Source organism: Streptomyces anandii JCM 4720, from assembly GCF_014650655.1.
Taxonomy (GTDB): Bacteria; Actinomycetota; Actinomycetes; order Streptomycetales; family Streptomycetaceae; genus Streptomyces; species Streptomyces anandii.
In genome coordinates this window covers 104,226-106,455 of record NZ_BMVJ01000001.1, presented here as the reverse complement: position 1 = coordinate 106,455, position 2,230 = coordinate 104,226, and the positions used below count along the sequence as shown (strand labels likewise).

The 2,230-nt window shown below is 71.8% G+C and carries 2 protein-coding genes; both read left to right on the top strand.

What is annotated here, in order from left to right; all coding sequences use genetic code 11:
- On the top strand, positions 1-340 hold a 340-nt coding region (locus tag IE249_RS35690; RefSeq protein WP_444544797.1), incomplete at its 5' end, for an MGH1-like glycoside hydrolase domain-containing protein.
- A 452-nt stretch (positions 341-792) separates the two neighbouring features.
- Positions 793-2,230 (top strand): LTA synthase family protein (locus IE249_RS00485; protein WP_373304334.1); only part of this gene is annotated, 1,438 nt, incomplete at its 3' end.

The following is a 2,230-nucleotide window of genomic DNA, read 5'->3' as shown; positions in this document are numbered from 1 at the left end:
GCTGGAGCCGGACTTCTTCTCCGGCTGGGGTGTGCGGACGCTGGCGGCGGGCCAGGGGGCGTACCACCCGCTGTCGTACCACCGCGGCTCGGTGTGGCCGCACGACAACGCGCTCATCGCGCTCGGGCTCGCCCGCTACGGCCTGCACGACGAGGCGCGCACGGTGGCGCACGCCCTGGTCGACGCGGCCACGGCCACCGGGCACCGCCTGCCGGAGGTCCTCGCGGGCTACGGCCGGGACACCCACGCCGAGCCGGTGCCCTACCCGCACGCCTGCGTGCGCGAGTCCCGCTCGGCGGCGGCGCCGTTGGCGCTGCTCACGGCGGTGGGCGGGGCGTGAGCCTCGGTCGGTGAGCGGTTTGCCGGGTGTTTGCCGAGCACCCTGAACGGGGGAGGCGGGCAGGCCGTACGGGAGTGCGGCGGATCCTGCCTCCCCAGCGTGGTCCGCCTCTTCGCGACACTGCGCACGGAAGGACCTCCGGGGTGCCTCAGCACACCAGCACACACCAGTCATCGGGTACGGCCGGGGCAACGGAGGACGAAGCCCTGCCCACAACCGCACCCGAACCTCCGGCACCCCCGGCGAACGAGACCGACGCGGAACCGGGGCAAGCGGCCGAGGAGCAACACGCGGAACCGCCCGAGGCGGAACCAGCCGAGACGGAACCGGCCAAGGCCACGAAGGCCACCAAGGCCACCGACGCCGACGGCACCGGCACAGACCCGTCGGCCCGAATACCGGCCCCCCGGGCCGGGGAACCCGGCCCCCGCCCGGCGCGGGCGCTCCGCGCGCTGCGCGCGCTCCGTCCCCGGGCCGTCCGGCGGGCGTGGGCGGGCTGGAAGGACGGGCATCCCGTGCCCGCGCGGGTGCTGTCTCTCACCGTCACCGCGCTGGCCCTCGGCCTGGTGGTCGTGGCGCTGCTGCTGCCGAACAAGCAGGAGCAGTTCCGCCTGGCGGCGTTCACGCGGATCCCGGTGGAGGCGCTGCTCGGCGCGGCGGTGCTGATCGCGCTGCCGCGCAAGCCGCGCGTCGCCGTCGCCGTGTTCGGCGGCGCGTGCCTCGGTGTGCTGACGGTGCTGAACCTGACCGACATCGAGTTCAACCAGTACCTAGGCCGCAGCTTCAACGTGATCCTGGACTGGCAACTGCTCGACGACGCCCGCTCCTACCTCGCGGACACCCTCGGCGGCACCGTCGCCCTCCTGGCCGCGGTGGGCGCCGCGCTCCTCGTGCTCGCCGTGCTCGCGGTGATGGCCCTCGCGGTGGTCCGCGTCGGCAACTTCCTCGGCCGGGACAAGGCCCGCTCCACCCGCGGCCTGCTGCTGGTCAGCGCGCTCTGGATGACGTGCTCGACCCTCAACCTCCAGGTCTCCGGCGTCCCGCTCGCCTCCGAGCACACGATCACGATGCTCAAGTACCACGAGCAGGCGCTGCGTTCGACGATCAGGGACGAGCGGGAGTTCGCCAAGACCGCGCGGGCCGACGCGTTCGGCGAGACCCCGGGCAGCCAGCTGGTGCCCGACCTGCGCGGCAAGGACATGATCTTCACGTTCATCGAGTCCTACGGCCGCAGCGCGATCGAGGACCCGATCGAGGCGCCCGGCGTCGACAGGACGCTGGCCGACAGCACCCAGGCCCTGGCCAAGGCCGGCTTCCACGCCAAGAGCGGCTGGCTGACCTCGGCGACGTACGGCGGAGGCAGCTGGCTCGGCCACTCCACCACCATGTCGGGCCTGTGGATCGACAACCAGAACCGCTACCGCACCGTCACCTCGGGCGACCACCTCACCCTCACCAAGGCGTTCCAGAAGACCGGCGCATGGGACACGGTCGGTGTGATGCCGGGCGTGCAGAAGGGCTGGCCGGAGGCGAAGTGGTACGGCCTGGACAAGGTCTACAACGCCTTCCAGGTCGGCTACAAGGGCCCGAAGTTCAGCTGGTCGACCATGCCCGACCAGTACGCCCTGGAGGCGTTCCAGCGTCTTGAGCACAGCAAGAAGCGGGACAAGCCGCTGATGGGTTTCGTCATCCTGACCTCAAGCCACCAGCCCTGGGCGCCGATCCCGAAGATGGTCCCCTGGGACCAGCTCGGTGACGGCTCCGTCTTCAAGGGCATCGAGGCGGCCGGCACCAAGCCGCAGGACATCATCACCGACCCCACCCGCTCGCGGGAGGAGTACGGCAAGTCCGTGCAGTACTCGGTGACCGCGCTGACCCAGTGGCTGGAGC